At 52.4% G+C, this 20,067-nt stretch carries 16 protein-coding genes, 1 tRNA gene and 1 pseudogene; 7 read left to right on the top strand and 11 right to left on the bottom strand.

Features of this window, described 5'->3' with window-relative positions:
• Position 1 precedes the first annotated feature (1 nt).
• The 4 genes from JY391_RS18730 to JY391_RS18715 form a co-directional block, all read right to left on the bottom strand.
• The gene (locus tag JY391_RS18730; RefSeq protein WP_211934816.1) at positions 2-2,329 is read right to left on the bottom strand and encodes a tellurite resistance TerB family protein; all 2,328 of its coding nucleotides are present in this window, start codon (positions 2,327-2,329) and stop codon (positions 2-4) included.
• 184 nt (positions 2,330-2,513) lie between these two features.
• A complete protein-coding gene (locus JY391_RS18725) occupies positions 2,514-3,581 on the bottom strand; it encodes a nucleotidyl transferase AbiEii/AbiGii toxin family protein (RefSeq protein ID WP_211934815.1) in 1,068 nt (355 codons plus the stop codon).
• Complete coding sequence (locus JY391_RS18720; protein ID WP_211934814.1) at positions 3,568-4,197, bottom strand: DUF6088 family protein; 630 nt, start codon at positions 4,195-4,197, stop codon at positions 3,568-3,570. The genes JY391_RS18725 and JY391_RS18720 overlap by 14 nt, the downstream gene beginning before the upstream one ends.
• Positions 4,198-4,351: 154 nt before the next feature.
• Positions 4,352-6,325, bottom strand: a complete 1,974-nt coding sequence (locus JY391_RS18715; RefSeq protein WP_229264071.1) for an ATP-dependent nuclease — start codon at positions 6,323-6,325, stop codon at positions 4,352-4,354.
• A 436-nt stretch (positions 6,326-6,761) separates the two neighbouring features.
• Between JY391_RS18715 and JY391_RS18710 the strand changes: the two genes are divergently transcribed.
• From JY391_RS18710 to JY391_RS18700, 3 genes are all read left to right on the top strand, one after another.
• Positions 6,762-7,223 carry a hypothetical protein gene (locus JY391_RS18710; RefSeq protein WP_211934813.1) on the top strand — a complete coding sequence of 154 codons (462 nt, stop codon included), beginning with the start codon at positions 6,762-6,764 and terminating at the stop codon, positions 7,221-7,223.
• On the top strand, positions 7,220-7,441 hold the full coding sequence (locus tag JY391_RS18705; RefSeq protein WP_211934812.1) for a helix-turn-helix domain-containing protein: 222 nt from the start codon (positions 7,220-7,222) through the stop codon (positions 7,439-7,441). The genes JY391_RS18710 and JY391_RS18705 overlap by 4 nt, the downstream gene beginning before the upstream one ends.
• 856 nt (positions 7,442-8,297) lie before the next feature.
• The gene (locus tag JY391_RS18700; RefSeq protein WP_211934811.1) at positions 8,298-9,182 is read left to right on the top strand and encodes an integrase domain-containing protein; all 885 of its coding nucleotides are present in this window, start codon (positions 8,298-8,300) and stop codon (positions 9,180-9,182) included.
• A gap of 356 nt (positions 9,183-9,538) precedes the next feature.
• Here the strand turns inward: JY391_RS18700 and JY391_RS18695 are convergent.
• The 3 genes and pseudogenes from JY391_RS18695 to JY391_RS18685 all read right to left on the bottom strand — a co-directional run.
• A pseudogene (locus JY391_RS18695) lies at positions 9,539-10,318 on the bottom strand (tyrosine-type recombinase/integrase); the annotation flags it as partial.
• 159 nt (positions 10,319-10,477) lie between these two features.
• Positions 10,478-10,553: transfer RNA gene (locus JY391_RS18690), tRNA-Phe, on the bottom strand.
• Positions 10,554-10,658: 105 nt separating this feature from the next.
• Positions 10,659-11,366: a DUF554 domain-containing protein gene (locus JY391_RS18685; protein WP_042290438.1), complete on the bottom strand. Its 708-nt coding sequence runs from the start codon at positions 11,364-11,366 to the stop codon at positions 10,659-10,661.
• A gap of 427 nt (positions 11,367-11,793) precedes the next feature.
• Between JY391_RS18685 and JY391_RS18680 the strand changes: the two genes are divergently transcribed.
• On the top strand, positions 11,794-13,929 hold the full coding sequence (locus JY391_RS18680; RefSeq protein ID WP_211934810.1) for an ornithine decarboxylase: 2,136 nt from the start codon (positions 11,794-11,796) through the stop codon (positions 13,927-13,929).
• 43 nt (positions 13,930-13,972) lie between these two features.
• Here the strand turns inward: JY391_RS18680 and JY391_RS18675 are convergent, their stop codons facing one another.
• From JY391_RS18675 to mutY, 4 genes are all read right to left on the bottom strand, one after another.
• Complete coding sequence (locus JY391_RS18675; protein ID WP_042290435.1) at positions 13,973-15,229, bottom strand: nucleoside permease; 1,257 nt, start codon at positions 15,227-15,229, stop codon at positions 13,973-13,975.
• A gap of 209 nt (positions 15,230-15,438) precedes the next feature.
• Positions 15,439-16,521, bottom strand: a complete 1,083-nt coding sequence (gene mltC, locus JY391_RS18670) for a membrane-bound lytic murein transglycosylase MltC (protein ID WP_072015011.1) — start codon at positions 16,519-16,521, stop codon at positions 15,439-15,441.
• 112 nt (positions 16,522-16,633) lie between these two features.
• Entirely contained in the window at positions 16,634-16,909 is a 276-nt protein-coding gene (locus JY391_RS18665) for an oxidative damage protection protein (RefSeq protein ID WP_060570797.1), read from the bottom strand.
• A 27-nt stretch (positions 16,910-16,936) separates the two neighbouring features.
• Positions 16,937-17,989 (bottom strand): A/G-specific adenine glycosylase, encoded by a 1,053-nt coding sequence (gene mutY, locus JY391_RS18660; protein WP_042290473.1) that lies wholly within the window; start codon positions 17,987-17,989, stop codon positions 16,937-16,939.
• Positions 17,990-18,151: 162 nt separating this feature from the next.
• Here mutY and trmB point away from each other — a divergent pair, with 162 nt between their 5' ends.
• Genes trmB through JY391_RS18645 form a run of 3 tightly spaced genes read left to right on the top strand, consistent with a single transcriptional unit; the run spans position 18,152 to position 19,967 of the window.
• On the top strand, positions 18,152-18,871 hold the full coding sequence (gene trmB / locus JY391_RS18655) for a tRNA (guanosine(46)-N7)-methyltransferase TrmB (RefSeq protein WP_042290426.1): 720 nt from the start codon (positions 18,152-18,154) through the stop codon (positions 18,869-18,871).
• A complete protein-coding gene (locus tag JY391_RS18650) occupies positions 18,871-19,197 on the top strand; it encodes a YggL family protein (RefSeq protein WP_042290424.1) in 327 nt (108 codons plus the stop codon). Before trmB ends, JY391_RS18650 begins: the two co-directional genes overlap by 1 nt.
• Before the next feature lie 50 nt (positions 19,198-19,247).
• Positions 19,248-19,967 (top strand): YggN family protein, encoded by a 720-nt coding sequence (locus JY391_RS18645; protein ID WP_042290421.1) that lies wholly within the window; start codon positions 19,248-19,250, stop codon positions 19,965-19,967.
• Positions 19,968-20,067 lie beyond the last annotated feature (100 nt).

Below are 20,067 nucleotides of genomic sequence, written 5' to 3'. Positions count from 1 at the left end.
ATTATCCTTTGAGTTCTTGTGCAATTTCCAGGTCAACGTAAATATCATCGTCATCATCAAGCACCGGGGCGTCAACCTGTTCGAAAGACCAGTCATTAATTGCTTCAATCGCGCCGCTTAGCATCAAATTAAATTGCTGGCATAGCTCAGCGACTTCGTTTCGCGCCCAGCGCTCTTTTTCCAGCAAACGTTGGTAAAGCTGGTGATGTGCTTCATCAAGACCTGCGCCAGCGTGTGGCGGGATCTCCGCCGGGGATTCATCTGCGGGTTCATCTCCGGTAAAGATGGTGTTCAGTAACTGGCGTACGTCCGTGGTATCAGACTCATGACGGGCAAGGATCCGTTCATCAAGAGAAAACGCGCCGCTCGTCGCTGATGGGGTTTGTAACGTAGCCGTCGGCGTTGTTTCTGCGATTGACAGACGGTGGATATCGCTGGTGACGGTACTGCTGTCCAGACCAAGGCTGGCGTAGATTTTTTCCAGTTGCTTAATTTCAGCCGGATCGATTTTTCCATCCGCGCAGGCGACGCTAATAATCACGTTGCCAATAGTGGACTTATCTTTATCGCTGAGTTGCTCAATTTTACCTTTCAAGCCAGCCTGATTTGCAGGCGTATTGAGCCGCCAGGTGAGGTAGGCGTGCAGCGAACGTTTTTCTGTTGGTGACAACGCATCGTTATGATTAATCGTTCTCTCCAGCGCAGCCTGTTCAGCAACGTCCACGCTCTTGTCCATTTGTGCAATCATGGCGCCCAGCCGAAGCGCCACAGAGACTGATGTAAATTTCGCCGACGGTACGTAGAATTCCGCATGTCCTTCGGGAAATAAAACAATATGTCCTTCTGGTTCTGGCCGGACAAGGTGATAGCGCATATCCGGCGCAATGCCGTAGCCTGCTCGCCTGGCGAAATTTTGCATCAGCTCGGCTTCTTTCTTATTAATCTTATCCGGTACAGGCATACCTAGTCTGGCCCAGAAATCAGCTACTGTCGCCAGTCCTGAATGTGCACGGATTTTCTCATCTGCCCAGTGTTTAAATTCAACAAATAGACGTTCTGCATCTTCGGTCAGTATTTCATCGGGAAGCAACATGATGGCGGCGACATCACTTGGTGAGGCATCTTTTTTACCGAGATAGCGACTGTAGGCATCCAGCGCATTGATACAGGATTCTGCAACAGGAATTAATTTCTGAACTGGGGCTTTTAAAACGCTGGGATCGGGAAGATCCATCTGTTTTTTTACCTGAAGTTCCCGAAGCGTACCACTGGCGGGGGTATAACTTAAATACAACCGTGTTTTATTGGGTTTGACGACAATACCGTCACCATATTTTTGGGTATAACGCTGTTTGAATAACGCGGAAAATTCAGAATGACATCGACGGGCAGGCGTGCGCAGGGTATAATCAGGAAAATAGTGTATCCATGCCAGTGCCAGATCGGCACAAACAGGTTGTCCTTTATCGACCACCGTCGCCAGATTTAATCTGAAAAGTAATGAACTCCTCGATGAGAAATATTCGTTTTCGGTATGTATAGAAAGTAACTTCGGTCTGAGAATGATCATCATTTCCAGCAACTGTGTTGCATAATGCCGGAAGGAGCCGCTTGCCTGAAATATGGTTCTCAGGCGCGATATCTCTTCGAATAATGCTTTGAATTCATCGTCAGAAATGGCTTCTTGTGTGCCATCGGCCAGTACGCGGCGTTCAATACCATAAAAATAGATAAAAACATAGCCAACAGGGCAACTCGCATCGCTGCGATCGCTTGCCAGCCAGTCAAGATAGGCGCCACGGCAGCGAGGGGAGAGTGTGGCGAAGCTGGGCCAGTATCCCAGCGACTCATCATAATAATGCCGTGAAATGGGTTCGATGGGGAAAGCGTCATTAACCAGCGAAGCGTCGGAGCCATCGTTATAAAGATAGCCATATTCTCCTGATGAATGTGTTTTTAACCGCCCGCCGAAATAAAAATTACCGTGATTAATGACGACGTTTTGAAGGGTGACGCTTTCTCCCGGTTTGACCCATCGCGCTGGCGTAGTATTACGCCGGGCGGCGGTTTCTCGCGGCTGTTCACGACTGGTGCTATATTCAACCGTTTGCCCATTCACAAAAGTAAAGGTTGCCAGTTCATCATCATCGGGGACCTGAGAATGAATACTTGCTGCGCTATTGATTGGTTTATTGAGAGATTTTTGTTGGGGCGTGTTATTTATTGAGGTGTTGTTTTTGCTGTTTGTTTTGGGGGAGGGGGATTTTTTCTTTTTGGAAAAAAGAAGCCAGATAACAGCCAGTGCAATAACGAATAACCAGAAACCCATTCCGTGTCCTTAATCGCTGATAACGCTTCCCGGCATTGTTCAACTATCGGCAAAGGCGGTAAGCATAAAACTGGAAGAGAGATCGTAAAATGATACCGCGAATGGGCTGGAGTACAAGCATAAAAACCCTGTTATTCAAAAGGATTATGCCATATGGCTGGGGGGATCAAATGGCAGGACTAGGTTATACCTGTGAACCACGCATAAAACGATTGATTTCATCTTGTGCATGGCGAAGACGATCGGCAATGTCAGCAAATCCGTCAGGCTCACGAAAGAACATTCCCCCTTCCACCGCCGTTTGATGATCCCCGGCGATCGCGGCGAACCGTTCAGCATCGTCAGGCAACAGTTGCAGGTTTCCGATAATGGCCTGAGTAAAATCCACGCCCGGCACGGGCCAGCGGCGTTGCTTCATCTCAACCACATTGCGCACGGCTTCCAGCGTTTCATAGGGGCTGGCGAAATGATTACGCAGCAGACAATCCACATCATACCAGTGGCGTGCCAGTCGGGCCGGATTTGGCGCTTTGGTTTGCGTACAGAACTGGTGTAGCGCCGTCAGTTTTTCCCAAAGAATATAACCGGTGTCATAAGCGTTTACGGTCGCAGCGGGTAACTGGAGTGCATCCATGCCTGCAATCCCGGACAGATAGCTCACAACTGGTATCAGATTGGTTGGCTTGCCACGATTTCGTCCGCCAAACTCCAGCAAAATATGATCGCGTTGATAGGCCATGCTGTCTGCTTTCACCCGTGGGAAACTGATGTCTATTTTCTCGCCACCGCTGTCGGGTTCCATTTTCGCTTCAAGGCCCGGAATTTTATAAGCCTGAAAGCGTTGGTTTAACCGTTCTACCAACGCGCTTGTCCACGCGATTAAACGCTCTTGCTGCTGATCTCTGAACCGGCGATTCTGGCTGTTATTCAGCGTGCTTTGCTCCCACGCTTGCTGTTCTTCCTGTTCTGAGTGACCCGCCAGATCGGCCCAGTGAACAGAGAGATCGATATCTTCAGAAAAACGCTCAATCACGTTCCAGCATTTGCTTAACGCCGTTCCACCTTTAAACGCGACAGATAAATCTCCCAGCAACTCCTCATTAAAAAGTAACCGAAGGATCTCTGTTACCCAGAGATCCTTTTCCAGAAAGCTGGCTTCCAGCCCGGAGGGATGCTGCTGTGCCGCGTAAGAGAGGATTTCCTGAAGCTCGCGGCGTTGCGATGCGCTCCGATAGTAATCAAAAATGTTCATCGAGCGCCTTTTGTAACGTCATAAGCTGCGAGCGCCACGCGTGAAGCGCAGGCTCATTCATCAACTTTCCGGCAATCTGCCGCGCTTTAGCGGACGGGACGCTCAGCCGATGAAAAGCATTCTTCAGCATTTCCGGCGGGGTATGTTCCTGATCCAAACTTAGCAAACCGCGCATCAGCTCTCCTTCGGGCCGGTTCAGCCAACGTAACCGACTTGCTGATTTATGCTGGATCCGTACCCGCTCATTGCCGACGCGGAATTCTCGCGTAGGGCCGTTTGACCAGTAGATGCGTTTAACCGGCGCCTGCGTTTGCAGCCCCAGCCTGTAAGCGGCTTCCAGCCCCTGAAGGGTGATTTTGTAACCACGCTCTTTTGCCCAAGCCGTGGCAACATCGTTGGCGCTGGCGACGACGTTTACGGATGGAAGATTTTTCAATGGTTTTGGTCGGGAGTAGAAACCGCGTTCAACCCGTACCAGCAGACCTTCTTTGACCAGACGACTCATTGCCTGTTGTACCGACGCACGACTTCCCAGCGAGTAAAATCCGCTGATGGAAAAGGGAATGCCCCGCTTCATGCGGTGAACCCGCTGGCGGGCCAGTGCGGCAACAGACATTGATTCTCCTGGACTGATATTTTTAATTGATGTGATTTTATTTTAAACCATATTTATCAAGGTATACAAGCTTATTGATGTCAGCAAAAATATGTCTACATTAGTATAATTAATGACAGGGTCTCTATGAAGAACGACCCTGTCGGTTTCTGTATCAGGCTTCAGCGTTTAGCGGTTCAGCATTGCGTCTGAATCTGGGATCTTCTTGTCTACCGTGCTGCTCTGCCCAACTGGTAACTTGCTCCACTAATTGTCGCATGTAGTCATCGGTATCCCTGATGGTTTCAAAAGGAGAATGCTGTTCGGATGATAGGAGTGCAGTTAATAAGCCCTGTACGCCAGTAGCTAGGCCTTCGTCCTGAGTAATTTGCAGATAAGCATTTAGTGGTTTATCTTTCGACGCTTCGTCTCCGCCCAGAAAACGTTCAAAGTCAGGAACACTGACGCGGTGGCGAACCGTAAGCCCTTCACTTCTGGCCTGTCGAATGGCATTTTTGATTTTTTCGTTTTCTGTCCACATACCATTTTTGGTACCGTTCGATTTCTGCGGTGAATCGGCGTCATGCACCAGACTGAAATCAATTTTGAAATGCGTAAGCACTTTTATCAGCGGCACCAGTATGGCTTTTCCCCGAGCGCGAATGATAGCTACCTGATCCATCAGCGCATGATTGCGCTCTATAATGGACGCCATAAACGCAGCATGTTCCGTATCGCCTTCAACCAATACAGGATGTGAACCAAAAAAGACCTCAGAAAAGCTGGGGTCGATATGCTGCAATGCCTGAAGCCGCTGTTTATCATCGCCTTCAAATTCAATCAGGTCTGAGCGATAGGTTCTCGGCGTTACCGGAGACTGGTCATCATCTCTTTCCCTATCTAAGCGCACAATGGTGGTGTGGTCTTCAAACGGATTGATAAAATAAGGCGAATGGGTAGTCAGAATGACCTGCCAGTCCGGGTTTTTTGCCAGTTGGTATAAATGGCGCTGAGCCGCTCGGGCAGCCATAGGGTGTAAAGCATTTTCTGGTTCATCGATTAATAGCAGGTAGCCAGGAAAGGCAGGATCTTCCGGGCTGTCCGGGATTGGCGCGCCACTATCATGTGCTTCGAGTAATGCCTTGGCCTGAGCCAGCTTTTCTGCCAATGGCCCCGGTTCTTTTCCCTTAAGTTGTGCGATCTTTTTTGTGAGATCTTTTATCTCTTTTTCGAGGCATTTGCGATAGTCGCTCCGTACCTCTTTATCGCGATTAAGCTCATTATGGACCTGAAGCATTGCCCAGAATAACGCTCTGCGAGCCCCTGTTCCCTGCTGAACCAAATCGGTATCAGCTCTTCCATCCGAAATTCTTAAACTCGAACCATTTTTAATAAGTTCGTCAACTTTTGGAACAAGCGGTGCCGCACACACGTTAAGGCTAACATCCAGTCGGGGAAAAATACTTTTGAATCCCGTCGAGACCTTACCCGCAATACCATTGAAATGTTCCTGATGCTGCTCGCTGAGAGCATTCATACTGGAGGAAACACTCTCAATCGCTTTTGCCAGATCGGATGCCGGATTGCTCCGGGCTTTTTCCAGTTCCGTGAACAGAGGAGACAGCGCAAGTTTAAGTAATAGTTCTTCCGTTTTTGCCGCATCTTCGAGTGAGCCAATCCGTAGTGGTCTGGGAAGTCTGGAGGTAAATACCGGATCGGCACCGCCAGCTTTAGTATCCTCGGCCCAGCAGCCCTGTTCTCCATCGCCTCCGGTGGGATCCCATGTGGTACGGACTTTCTGAAAATCAGGCGCGCACCATTGCCAGCGGCTTTTTACAACAAGAAACCCGCCTCTCTCCTGTTTCCATTTTTCATCAACGTTCCCAATGCTCTGGGGAATATGTACTTCGAGAAGTACTTCAGAGGGCTGATCTGGTTGAGCGTGTTGGTGTCGGTCATGCGCGGGATCAAATGACACGCTTCCTTTGGCTAACTCATAGGCTCTGAGAACAGTAGACTTACCGGCATTGTTTTTTCCTACCAAACAAACAATATTATCAAGCGCAATATCGACACCTTCATTGCCTATACATCCTATGTTGCGGATGGTCATACGAAGCAGCTTCGAACGGTTTTCTACAGACATCATTTACTCCGGAATTATTAACATGCAAAGGAGGGTTTATGTTAATAACGAATTGAGAAGCATAATTTGATGCCACGCTAATTTATTGATAATCATCTATTTTGAGATGGTCGTATAATTTAAAGACAGTTTTTCTGTTTGCGATCTGCCTTCCATAACCTCACTTGCTGTTAACCGCCAAACGCGGTATCTTTTACCCGTACCTGCCAGTTCAGGTGCCGGGTTTGACAGCCTGACTATCAACGCGGACAGCCGCCATTTTCCGTAGTGCGGTTTTTTTTGTGTCCTTCATACGCCCATATTATGGTGGGGCGTAGCGGGGGAGCGTTCGCGCTCGCCGGTTTCGTTGATGCCGGTCTGTCAACCCTGTTACGTCTCACCACCCCGTTTGACAGCGGTCTGGTGAGGTTTGCAAAACCCAATCAACGAGGCTGCCATTATGGCTACTACCCCAATCCAGACACATCCGTTACTTGCTGTTCCTTTCAATGCCGCCACGGACTTTACCGTCCTTGCCAGCCACTGCGAAAACTTCGCCGAAACCCTGATTGAAAACGACGATCCCACGCTGAAAATGGCGCTCTGCGGCAGACTCAACGCCGCTCTGGCGCTCCTCCAGCCCACGCTGCTAGAACCCGTCCCGCCTCATCTTATTGAAAGCCTGACCGTCGATACCCTCCCGGCGAATTCCCCCGAGTTTGGGCCGGAATGCACCGAGCTTTGTCGCTACTGCCTCGCCCTGACGCAGACGCTGGCGGAGCAGGGATTTTCTTCTGAAAAGGAGAAACAGCTGAGTTATCTGCTGTACGACCTGATCAACTACTTCGCGGCAGAGATGAAGGCCCCGCGCTGGCTGCGCACCGCTGACGGCGTGACGTTTATCGACGAGGTGACGGCATGAAGCAACCGGACTGGCATTCCGCTGATATTATCGCGGCGCTGAAAAAGCAGGGGACGTCGCTGTCCGCCGTTTCCCGCAAATCCGGGCTGGCCTCCTCCACGCTTGCAAACGCCCTTACCCGCCGCTGGCCCAAAGGTGAAAGGCTGATCGCCGATGCGTTGGGTACTGCGCCAGAGCAAATCTGGCCTTCCCGCTACCGTAAGCCTGAAAATTGCTAAATCATCTCTCCCGATCTTCTGATGGCTTTGCTGTCAGAAGATCGGGAGAAGGCAAGCGAAGCGCGACAGTGCAGGCTCGCAAATAATCTTTTTGACGCAAAAACAGTTTTTCCTTTCTGCGCCAGCGGTACTGGCCTAGTCTCCCCCTTGCCCTATGCTGTCGTTGACAGCGCCACGCTTCACAACCTGCAAGAAGCGCCTGTTATCAGGATGGTTGGTCCGTTTACCGGTGCAGACCTCTGCAAACACCGGGTCGCAGAACATCGCGACGGAGGCCCGAGTTTTAACACGATACGTCTTTTACTGCGCCAGCCTGCTGGTCTGAATCTGCACCGCGCCGGAATTCTCCCGGCTAACCTGTTCTGCTGACACCCTCAGCGCCTTTTACCTTTACGGGCTGCGGTCTGCAAAGACAGCAGGCTTTGCTGCTGCGTGGCCGTAAAACTGCACCAGAAACGCAACGTTTCAACACTGCACCAGACCAGTGCGTCACTTTAACCGCGCAGAGCGGGAAAGTGACGCACTCAGCCTTTTCGACCTGCAGCAGAAAACTCAACTGCGCCAGCCCACGGCTGGATCCTGACACCGCCTTTTCAGGCCATTTGACCAATAAGGAGAACATGAACCGATACCGGAGGGGGATCAGGACGATCCGGGGGATAACCCGCTAACGCGGGCGGCTGCTCAGAGAGCACAACCGAAGCCCCACCACACCTCAACGGCTGCCGCCCCGGCGCTCAGGTATCGTTCGCAGCCCCGACAAAAAAACAGGGGCTATCGGCCTACGCGCCGGGGAAAGCTGTATCAGTGTTGGGTTTTTGGGATGATTTTGCGGCAATAATGAAAAAGGGAAAATATGGGGATTCTGGAGCAGGAAATGAAGCGGCTTGCGCAGCAGGCAGGCGGTAGTCATAAAACCGTTCACGATCGCATTAAGCTGGCGCAGCGGTTTTGTGAGCGTCTGGTTCTGGCGCAGAATGTGCAGATCCGCCGGGTGGAGCAGTTAAAAGCAAGGCATATTGAGGGCTATATTCGTGAACGACTGGCGCAGGGTATTACGAAGCGTTCCCTGCAAAACGAGATGGCGGCGATGCGCTGCATTCTGAAACAGGCCGGGCGTGACAGGCTGGCGCAGAGTGAGCGACTGAACAACCGTTCTCTTGGTCTGTCTGGCGCATCCCGTAACGGTACGAAGCTGGCTATTACGCCGGAGCACTATCGTGACGTACTGGAGAACGCCCGCGTAAAAGATCCGGGGATGGCGGCAGCGCTGGAACTCTCAAGACTGATGGGACTGCGTTCGCAGGAGGCGGTGCAAAGTGCGCAGTCATTAAGAACGTGGAAGCAGGCGCTGGATCGTGGTGACACTCGCTTAACCGTGGTGTTCGGCACCAAAGGCGGGCGGCCTCGAGAGGCGATGATTCTTGATGCCGTCGCTGTCAAAAAAGCGCTGGATAATGCGCTGGCTGTGGCAGAAGATCGCCACGGCAGGCTGATAGATAAGCCGGATCTGAAAAGCGCAATGAAATACTGGCACAGTCAGGCGTCGCGTCTCGGCTTAACTGGCGCATATTCCCCACATTCGCTGCGCTATGCGTGGGCACAGGATGCCATTCGTTATTACTTGGCACAGGGATTTTGTGAGAAAGAAACGCTGGCAATGACGGCGATGGATTTGGGTCACGGTGACGGGCGCGGGCGGTATGTGGCGCAGGTTTATGGGCGAAGGGCTACTGACTGATAGCCGTTGCCTTGAAAAGATCGAGTTATCCATCGGTTTTCGTACAAAATTATTTGCCCTCAAATAATTTTGGGTGATTTCCTATTAATCTCGGGTATTGATAGGTTTTCATACAAATAATTTTGGGGCCAAAATTATTAATACGCTTTCCTCTTAATAACTCCCCTTATGAACGGGTTAGCCTATTAATAAGTTTCTGCTGCACATTACGGCTTTTTTGCTGATGATTGTGCCAACAAAAGGAAAAAGGCCGGATAATGGTAAAGGGCGGTTAAGGGTAACAGCGCCAGACCGGAAAAGGCCAAAGGGCTTAAAAGGCTTAAGCTGGCGCAGATCGATATATATACGGCGATATCTGGCACCGTCCAGATACGGGCTTTCAGGTTGAACTCATCCCAGCGGGCGAGGCGTAGCTCACTGGAGCGCAGGAAAACGTGCAGATTCAGTTCCAGCGCCAGACGGGTCAGTTCCCGCCCTTTGTAGCCATTGATCTTGTCCAGCAGCTCTGGCAGGCGTTTCAGGGGCAGGGCGGGGTGATGTTGGGTCACAACAGGGGTCACGACGCCATCCAGATCGTAAGCCGGATTATATTTAATCGTTCCCTGTTGTACGGCGTGACGCATGATTTTGGTCAGGTGCTGGCGCACCCGCCCGGCAACGTCATGCACGCCCTTATCATCGATGGATTTTACAAGCTGTGCCAGATGGCGGGTTTCAACCTTCGTAATGTCCATTGCGCCAATATCGGGGAAGACGTAGCGTTTCAGGCAGGTCAGGATCTTGTCCGCGTGGTCTTCTGACCACAGCTTAAGGCAACTGGTGTGCCACGCGGTGGCGATGTACTGAAAGGTGCGTGTGCCGTCAACGGCGGCTTTTTCCGCTTTGCGGGGCAGGGAAGGGCAAATACCGGATACCAGCAGCTTACGCGCCGCATCGCGCTTTTCGCGAGCTTCCGCCAGCGTAACCTGTGGATAGGGGCCGAAGGCCAGACGATTTTCCTTACCTTCAAAACGGTAGCGGAAATACCACAGCTTAGAGCCACTGGTGGATACCGTCAGGTACAGACCTTGTGCATCGGTGAGTTTATAGGATTTTGCGAGGGGTTTCGCGGCGCGGATTTTACTGTCAGTCAACATGAGGGTCTCTCCATTCATCGAACTGAATGAACCCTCAATCTGACCCACAATTTTCCGGATACGTAGGGATAAATCAAAACGCATCTGGAAAGATTTTTACGCTAACTCATTGAATCACAAACACATGGGGATTTATAAGGAAGCATAAAAAAGGAAAGGTGGTGCCCGGACTCGGAATCGAACCAAGGACACGGGGATTTTCAATCCCCTGCTCTACCGACTGAGCTATCCGGGCAACGGGGCGCATTAAAACCGATCCGCCTCGTTTCGTCAACGAAATTTCTTCAAATCAACGCAGACTGCACAATCTATCACCACTTTGCTGTTATTGCACGCATTCTCAGGCGAAAAATGCCGTCCAGGCGGCGGAAAGCGGCATTGCCAGCAGTAGGGCAGGGAGCATATTGACCACTGCGAACATCTTGATGCCGCAGATGCGCAAACCGGTGGCGACCAGCAGTAATCCGCCAACGGCACTGAAGTCTGCCATCATCGCTGGCGTGGTGAGCGGCAGGATCAGCGCCGCGCAGGCTGCCAGCGACAGCTGGATTAACAGCATTGGCGCCGAAATGGCCGACACGGCAATACCGAGCGAGCAGGCGAAAATCATCGCCGTAAAAAAATCGAGAAAAGATTTGGCAATCAGGATACTGGGATCGCCGGTCATCCCTTCGCGCATCGCACCGAAAATGCCGGTGCCGCTGGCGCAAAACAGAACAATAATGGCGACAAAGTTCTGAATAAACGACTCATGTGGTTGTTTTTTCCCCGGCCTTGAAAAGAGCGCCTGCGCTTTCGCCACCGCATTGTTGATGCCTTTTTCCAGATAGCAAAACTCGCCTATCAGTGCGCCGATCAGCGTTGCCAGAACCATGACCGGCAGATTGGCGCATTTGACCACCAGTAAAATACCAATGCCAAGCGACGCCAGGCCGAAAATCGACGTCATTGAGACACGAATCCGTTCCGGTAAACGTTGGCTGAGAAGGGCACCGATAACGCCGCCGAGCAACACTGCGCTGGCGTTAATGAAAGGTCCGATTACCACGTTAGCTCCTGCTAAATATTTTGTCAGAGTGCATTATTATGACCTGGTTCTCACCTTTAATGCTTGTTTATCCGTGGCCTGTGTGCATAGAGATTTGATCTTGCGCCTGCCGGGTAAAGGTGCCATCATTGCGCGAATTTTCTCCAGTCTGTTGGGGCCGCATGGGATGAATGTCGCGTCTTCACATCGCCTTTATCATCATCGCCGTCTGGTGCGATGCGTGCCCCTTCTCGTTACTCCCTTTCCTTTACTCACCATGCGGTGAGGGTAGCGCATGCTCACGCGGGACAACAGTAAGATCAGAAACGGTCTGCTTTTACTGATGTCTGGCGGTCGGAGCTGGTGACCAGTTTGACCCAACATCTCGTGGGACAGGGCGATACGCCTTGTCCGGGACTTTTTTCTCCCGAAACGGGTTTTTGCGCTTATGAAATCTATGAACATTGCCGCCAGTAGTGAACTGGTTTCGCGTTTATCTACTCACCGTGGCGTAGTCGCGCTGGACAGCACCGACTTTACCGATGTGGCCGCCGTCGTGCTGACTATCGCCGACAGCCGTAGCGGCATTCTGGCGCTGCTTAAGCGTACGGGATTCCATCTGCCGGTATTTATCCTGAGTGATGAGAAAACCGATACGCCAGCAGGCGTGCAGGCAATCATCAGCGGCAATGCGCAGGAGTGGCTTGAGCTGGAAGCCGCTGCCTGCCAGTATGAAGAAAATCTCCTGCCGCCCTTTTACGACACCCTGACGCAGTATGTGGAAATGGGCAACAGCACCTTTGCCTGTCCGGGTCATCAGCATGGCGCGTTTTTTAAAAAGCATCCGGCCGGGCGGCATTTTTATGACTTCTTTGGCGAGAACGTTTTCCGCGCGGACATGTGTAACGCCGACGTTAAGCTCGGCGATCTGCTGATCCACGAAGGATCGGCAAAACATGCGCAAAAGTTTGCGGCAAAAGTGTTTCACGCCGATAAAACCTACTTTGTGCTGAACGGCACGTCGGCGGCCAATAAAGTGGTAACGAATGCGCTGTTGACCCGTGGCGATCTGGTGCTGTTCGACCGTAATAACCACAAGTCAAACCATCATGGGGCGCTGATCCAGGCCGGGGCGACGCCGGTGTATCTGGAAGCGGCGCGCAATCCGTTTGGTTTTATCGGCGGGATCGATAATCACTGTTTTAATGAAGACTACCTGCGTGCGCAGATTCGTCGCGTAGCGCCGCACAAAGCCGGGGCGCCGCGTCCGTTTCGCCTGGCGATTATCCAGCTTGGCACCTATGACGGCACCATCTATAACGCCCGACAGGTGATCGACAACATCGGCCATCTGTGCGACTACATTTTGTTTGATTCCGCCTGGGTGGGCTACGAGCAGTTTATCCCGATGATGGCGGACGGTTCACCGCTGCTGCTGGAACTGAATGAAAACGATCCGGGTATTTTCGTCACCCAGTCGGTACACAAGCAGCAGGCCGGGTTCTCGCAGACTTCACAAATCCATAAAAAAGATAACCACCTTCGTGGTCAGGCGCGTTTTTGTCCGCATAAGCGACTAAACAACGCGTTTATGCTGCATGCGTCCACCAGCCCGTTTTATCCACTGTTTGCCGCCCTGGATGTGAACGCCAAAATCCATGAAGGGGAGAGCGGCCGACGACTGTGGGCGGAGTGCGTAGAACTGGGAATTGAAGCGCGTAAAGCCATCCTCGCCAGCTGTAAACTGCTCCAGCCGTTTATCCCGCCCGTGGTGGACGGCAAAGCCTGGCAGGATTATCCGACGGAACGGATTGCCCGCGAGCGACGTTTCTTCAGCTTTGAGCCGGGCGCCAAATGGCACGGATTTACAGGCTATGCCGATGACCAGTATTTTGTCGATCCGTGTAAGCTGCTGCTCACAACGCCGGGCATTGATGCCGAAACCGGACGCTATACCGACTTTGGCATTCCGGCGACGATACTCGCCCACTACCTGCGGGAAAACGGCATTGTGCCGGAAAAATGCGATCTCAACTCCATCCTGTTTCTGCTGACGCCTGCCGAAAGCGCAGAGAAAATGGCCCACCTGGTGGCGATGCTGGCCCAGTTTGAACAGCATATCGAAGACGACACGCCGCTTGCGGACGTACTGCCGACCATCTTCAACAAATATCCCGTGCGCTACCGCGATTACACGCTGCGCGAGTTGTGTCAGGAAATGCACGATGTGTATGTCAGCTTTAACGTCAAAGAGTTGCAAAAGGCAATGTTCCGTCAGGAAAGCCTGCCGAAAGTGGCAATGAACCCACAGGATGCCAACAGCGCCTTTATTCGCGGCGACGTTGAGTTGGTACGCATTAGCGATGCCGAAGGGCGTATTGCCGCAGAAGGCGCACTGCCGTATCCGCCGGGCGTGCTGTGCGTGGTGCCCGGTGAAGTGTGGGGCGGCGCGGTACAGCGCTATTTCCTGGCGCTGGAAGAAGGGGTGAATATGCTGCCGGGCTTCTCGCCGGAATTACAGGGAGTTTACAGTGAAAAAGACGCCGATGGCATTAAGCGGCTGTATGGCTACGTGTTGAAGTAACGCCGCGTCCAGGCCGGATGGCGAACGCCATCCGGCAATCGGATTAATGCGCCACAGACTGCGTACCCGTCGGTACGCGAACGTGCTTGTACTTAAACAGCGCCACGAAGGCGAAGGCCAGCACCAGTGAGTAGCCCGCGAAGATCAGCCACACGGTTTGCCAGTCGGTAATGCCGTTCAGGGTGTAATGCTCCACCACTTTTCCGCTTACCACGCCGCCGAGAATACAACCGAAGCCGTTGGTCATCATCAGGAACATGCCCTGCGCGCTGGCGCGGATTTCCGGGCGAACCTCTTTTTCCACAAACACCGAACCGGAGATGTTGAAAAAGTCGAAGGCGCAGCCGTACACAATCATCGACAGAACCAGCAGCACGGTACCGAACGGCGTCGGGTCACCGTAGGCGAACAGACCGAAGCGCAGCATCCACGCTACAATACTGATCAGCATAACGTTTTTGATGCCGTAGCGGCTAAGGAAGAACGGAATGGTCAGGATGAACAACGTTTCGGAGATCTGCGAAATCGACATCATCACCGACGCGTGTTCAACGATAAAGCTTCCGGAGAACAGCGGGTTGTTATCAAAGCTGTGCAGGAAGGTATTCCCGAACATATTGGTAATTTGCAGCTCCGCGCCCAGCATCATGGAGAAGATAAAGAAGATCGCCATACGCTTGTTTTTGAACAGCGCAAACGCGTCCAGACCCAGCATGGAGGACCAGCTCTGGTTCTTCTGCTGATTTGCAACCGGAATATGCGGCAGCGTCAGGGTGAACAGCACCAGCAGTACCGACAGCGCTGCGCCAATGTACAGCTGCATATGGCTCAGTTCAAAGCCGGAGAAGCTCACGCCCCACATCGCCATGATAAACCCGATGGTGCCCCAGATGCGGATTGGCGGGAAGTCGGTGACGATGTCCATCCCCGCAGACTGGAGACGATAATAGGAAATGGTGTTGATCAGACCGAGCGTCGGCATGTAGGCCAGCGAGTTCAGCAGGATCACAAAGAACATCGCGCCCGGCGTGGTAACTTCCGCGGCCATAAATAGCGTTGCCGCCCCGACGATATGACAGAGGGCGTAAACCCATTTCGCGCTCAGCCATTTGTCGGCAACGATCCCCAGTAGCGTCGGCATAAAGACTGCCGCGATCCCCAGCGAGCTATACACCGCGCCAATGGAAGCACCGTCAAATTTGAGGGTGACAAACATATAGGAACCGAGCGTCGTCAGCCAGCTACCCCACAGGCAGAACTGCAGAAAAGAGAGTATTTTCAGCTGCAGCTTAAGATTCATGTTAATTTCCTCACACCAAAAGGCGATTGAATGTTCCAATTGGCACATTTGCCGTTTCAATATGATGTAATTCTATCAACGACTACGGCTGGTTTTTTGTTAGCTGTGACAAATAATTGCAAACAATATCTTTTTGCAATGCAAAAGAGTGACGAAGTTAACATTCTGAAGCTGCCCGCCCGGCAAATTTGCCGGGCGGGCAGAGGGGATTACTGACGACGGTAGGATTTCTGCGCGGAGTTCACTTTATAAAGGTAGCGACGCGATTCCGACGACGGGTGGCGGGTGGTCAGGGTCTGGTAGACATCTCCTGGCGTCATACTGTTAATAATATTCGCCGCCTGAACTTTATCGTTTGAGAAGACGCGCAGGACGCTACCCGCGCCGCCGTTATAGGCGGTGATCACCGCATAGCGTCGGGAAGTCGGGTTGTCGATGCCGCCCAGGTAAACATTGCTGAGCATTGCCAGATAGGCCGTCCCGGTATCAATGTTACTTGCCGGATCAAACAGATAGCTGCGGCTTGGCGTTCCGGAACGCCCCTGGGAGCGGAAGACATCTTTGCCTGCGGTGTGCTGCACAACCTGCATCAGGCCCAGGGCGTCGGAGCGGCTCACTGCATAAGGGTTAAATGACGACTCAGTCTGCATAATCGCCAGAATCAGCGACTCGTCAACGCCATATTTGTGCGACGCTTTGCGCACCATACCAAGGTATTTGTGCGCACGTTTATCCAGGTGATTCGGCACCAGATTGATCGTTACGCTGAAGATTTTGCGGATCCCATTGCTGCGGCTTTGCAGGCGCGTTTGTAACAGGTAATCGGCGAATTGGGTGGCGCGGCCTTCCCAGCGGATCGGTTGACCCGTGTTATCCAGTACCTGGCCATACAGGAACGGCTCACGGGAGATCTGGATGTCATCCACATCCGAGTACAGATCGACCGAACTCGGATCGTCGCCCATCAGCAGCGTTTTTATGATTGCGCGACGCAAATGCGCGGCGGGATCTGTTCCGGCAATGGTTTCAACGGTAATCGTACCGGCGTCGAAGTTAATATGGCTGCGGGTCTGATACTGATCGGTATACTTTACATAGTCCTTCGGACCGGCAATCAGCACTTCCTGATAGCCCCACAAGTTTTCAATGTTATGGGCAAACTGCCCCATCAAAATGTCAAAACCGTTGGTATCCTTGACCCAGGCTTCGTTATAAGAATCGCCTTTTTTGGTCGAGCTGGAACAGGAGATGAGCAACGGCGCAATAACGGCAAGCGCGAGTAATTTTTTCATCATTCCGGGAGTGCGTGTTGTGTTTGTCGTTATGCCATTTCGCCGCAGGATTCTCGTCCTGGAGACGGCATGATGTCCGGGCCGGATAAGCGCGGCGCTATCCGGCAACGCATTATTTACCGTCTTCCGGCGTATACCCTTCGATATGCACGTCTTTGCCTTCAAACAGGAAGTTGACCATTTCCTGCTCCAGCAGTTTGCGGTGCTCGACGTTCATCATGTTGAGTTTCTTTTCGTTGATCAGCATGGTCTGCTTGTGTTGCCACTGCGCCCATGCCTCTTTTGAAATCTCGTTATAAATGCGTTTCCCCAGTTCGCCCGGGTACAGCTGGAAATCCTGGCCTTCTGCTTCACGCTGCAGGAAAGTGCAAAAAATCGTTCTGCTCATAACAAATCCTCTTTATCGACCGATGCGTCAAACCGGCGCGCCGGTGCGTAACTGCTGTAATAAACGCTCCACGGGAGCCGCCAGACCAACGGACGGCGGTTGCGCTAAGTTATACCAGAGCGCGCTGCCTTCATCCATGCAGGAACCCGTTGAGGACACGCTCAGCCACATAGGCACAATATCTAAGTGGAAATGGCTGAAGGTATGGCGAAACGCGTTAAGCTGGGTCAAAGTATCCGCGTTAACCTGCCGTTGCGCCAGCCACTCGCGTAATTCTGTTTCGTTGGCAAACTGCGGGAAGCAGTACAGCCCACCCCACAGTCCGCTGGGTGGACGCTGGGTGAGTAAGACTTCATCTTGATGCTGCATCAGTAAAAAATAGCCGGTACGCTCGGGCAGCGTTTGTTTCGGTTTTTTCCCGGGATAACGCGACCAACTGTCGGTGGCCGCCGCTACGCAACCGTGCTGTAGCGGACAAATCGTACATTTCGGTTTTGAGCGCGTGCAGACCATCGCGCCTAAATCCATCATCGCCTGGTTAAAACGGGCCACGCCGTTGACCGGCGTCACGTCTTCGCTCAGATCCCACAGTTTTTTCTCGACCTCTTTTTTCCCCGGCCAGCCGCTAACAGCATAGCAGCGTGCCAGCACGCGTTTGACGTTGCCGTCGAGAATCGGAAAAGGTTTATCCAGTGACAGAGAAAGTACCGCTCCGGCGGTGGAACGGCCAACGCCGGGCAGCGCCGCGACCTCATCAAACGTTTCCGGAAAGACGCCGCGGTGCAGCGTGGCGACCTGCTGAGCGGCTTTGTGCAGGTTGCGCGCGCGGGCGTAGTAGCCCAGTCCGGTCCACAGATGCAACACTTCGTCCAGCGGCGCGTTAGCGAGATCGGTCACAGTCGGGAAATGACGCATAAACCGTTCAAAATAGGGAATAACCGTCGCAACCTGCGTTTGTTGCAACATCACTTCCGAGAGCCATACTTTGTAAGGCGTCTTGTCAATTTGCCAGGGCAGGGTTTTTCGCCCGTATTTGTCGTACCAGTCCAGAACCTGGGCTGAAAATTGAGACGCTTGCATGGTCACCAAAATCATTATTGTCGGGGGCCAGATTGCAGCACAGCGGCAACAGGGTGTAAACCGGAACTTTCCGCAGCGTGTCATCTTCCTTTACTTGCATCCGGCAACTAACTTTGGATAATGCCCGTTTTCAGAACTCAATCACAAGCAGACTTAACTTTTATGAAAAACGACGTCATTTCACCGGAATTTGATGAAAACGGCCGCCCGCTGCGCCGGATTCGCAGTTTTGTGCGTCGCCAGGGGCGACTGACCAAAGGGCAGGAACACGCGCTGGAAAACTACTGGCCGGTGATGGGCGTTGAGTTTAGCGAAGATCCCGTGGAATTCGCGACGCTGTTTGGCCGCGAAGCGCCGGTGACGCTTGAGATTGGTTTCGGCATGGGGGCTTCGCTGGTGGCGATGGCGAAAGCGCGCCCGGAGCAAAACTTCCTCGGTATTGAAGTGCATTCGCCGGGCGTGGGGGCGTGTCTGGCTTCCGCCCATGAAGAAGGCGTCGAAAACCTGCGCGTGATGTGTCACGACGCCGTTGAAGTACTGCACAAAATGATTCCTGACAATTCTTTATCGATGGTTCAACTCTTTTTCCCTGACCCGTGGCATAAAGCACGTCATAATAAACGCCGTATCGTTCAGGTGCCGTTTGCTGAACTGGTGAAAAGCAAGCTGAAGCTGGGCGGCGTGTTCCACATGGCGACCGACTGGGAAGCCTATGCGGAACATATGCTGGAAGTGATGTCTTCAATTGACGGCTATAAAAACCTGTCGGAGAGTCACGATTACGTACCGCGCCCGGCTTCGCGCCCGGTAACCAAATTTGAACAACGTGGCCATCGTCTTGGTCACGGCGTATGGGACTTAATGTTCGAGAGGGTGAAATAATGGCAAAGAACCGTAGCCGTCGTCTGCGTAAAAAAATGCACATCGACGAATTCCAGGAATTAGGGTTTTCGGTTGCATGGCGTTTCCCGGAAGGCACTTCTGAAGATCAGATTGATAAAACCGTTGATGACTTTATCAACGACGTGATCGAACCGAACAAACTGGCCTTTGACGGCAGCGGTTATCTGGCCTGGGAAGGTCTGATCTGCATGCAGGAAATCGGCAAATGCACGGAAGAGCACCAGACCATCGTGCGTAAATGGTTAGAAGATCACAAACTTGAAGAAGTGCGCACCAGCGAACTTTTTGACGTTTGGTGGGACTAATAAAGCAAAGGGTCGGCAAATGCCGGCCCGATTTGTCTTGAGGGAAAGTTATGATGCGCAAAATGCTGCTGGCGGCAGCGCTTTCTGTTACTGCGATGTCCGCCCATGCAGATTACCAGTGCAGCGTCACGCCGCGTGACGATGTGATTCTTAGCCCGCAAACTGTGCAAGTGAAGGGCGAAAACGGCAATCTGGTCATCACGCCGGACGGCAATGTGATGTACAACGGCAAGCAATACTCCCTGAGCGCGGCGCAACGCGAACAGGCGAAAGATTATCAGGCGGCGCTGCGCAGCACCCTGCCGTGGATTGATGAAGGCGCCCGCTCACGCGTGGAAAAAGGCCGCGTCGCGCTGGACAACATTATTGCTAAAGAAGTCGGCGAGAGCAGCAACATGCGCGGTCGCCTGACCAAACTTGATGCTCAGCTTAAAGAGCAAATGAACCGGATCATTGAGCACCGTACCGACGGTCTGACGTTCCACTATAAAGCGATCGATCAAGTGCGCGCCGACGGCCAGCAACTGGTGAACCAGGCGATGGGCGGCATTTTGCAGGACAGCATTAACGAGATGGGGGCGAAAGCCGTGCTCAAAGGCGGCGGTAATCCGCTCCAGGGCGTACTCGGCAGCCTCGGTGGTTTGCAAACCGCCATCCAGAATGAATGGAAGAATCAGGAAAAAGACTTCCAGCAGTTCGGCAAAGATGTTTGTAGCCGTGTGGTCACCCTGGAAGACAACCGCAAGGCGCTGGTCAGCAGCCTGAAATAATTCTTTCTTAAAAAACAATGGCACAGATCGTCTCTGTGCCGTTTTATCTTCCCTTTCCGCTTCGTTTTGATAGCCACCTCTAAATTTAACAATCTGAAAA

It is taken from the genome of Citrobacter sedlakii (assembly GCF_018128425.1).
Taxonomy (GTDB): Bacteria; Pseudomonadota; Gammaproteobacteria; order Enterobacterales; family Enterobacteriaceae; genus Citrobacter_A; species Citrobacter_A sedlakii.
Note: the sequence above shows the minus strand (reverse complement) of the source record. Positions and strands in the feature narration are given on the sequence as shown.